The organism is Flavobacterium sufflavum (assembly GCF_004016525.1).
Classification (GTDB): domain Bacteria; phylum Bacteroidota; class Bacteroidia; order Flavobacteriales; family Flavobacteriaceae; genus Flavobacterium; species Flavobacterium sufflavum.
In genome coordinates this window covers 1-376 of sequence record NZ_SACJ01000035.1, presented here as the reverse complement: position 1 = coordinate 376, position 376 = coordinate 1, and the positions used below count along the sequence as shown (strand labels likewise).

At 41.0% G+C, this 376-nt stretch carries 1 protein-coding gene; it reads right to left on the bottom strand.

The annotated features are described in order from the left end of the window. Window positions 1-376: hypothetical protein (locus EOD40_RS18060; RefSeq protein ID WP_164905514.1), on the bottom strand; the 376-nt coding region annotated here is incomplete at both ends.

Sequence of the window (376 nt, the reverse complement as noted above, 5' to 3'; positions counted from 1 at the left end):
TATTGTTATTGGTAACAGTGAAGCTCAGGGTCTGAGTCAATTCTGGATCTCCATCATCTATACCTGTTGCCCAACCAGGAACACTGATTGCTCCCGCATCTTCCAGTTTAGTCTGGTCTGCTCCTTTCGTAAACACCGGTACATCATTAACTGCCGTTACATTGATGTTGAAGGTTTGTGCTGCACTTGTATTTATATTAGGTGATACATTAGAACCATTATCACTCAATGTTACTGTCACAGTCGCAATACCATTTGCATTTGCTGCCAATGTATATGATAATGTTCCGTTTGCTGCAATTGCCGGTTGTACCGAAAATAAACTGTTATTGTTATTGGTAACAGTGAAGCTCAGGGTCTGAGTCAATTCTGGATC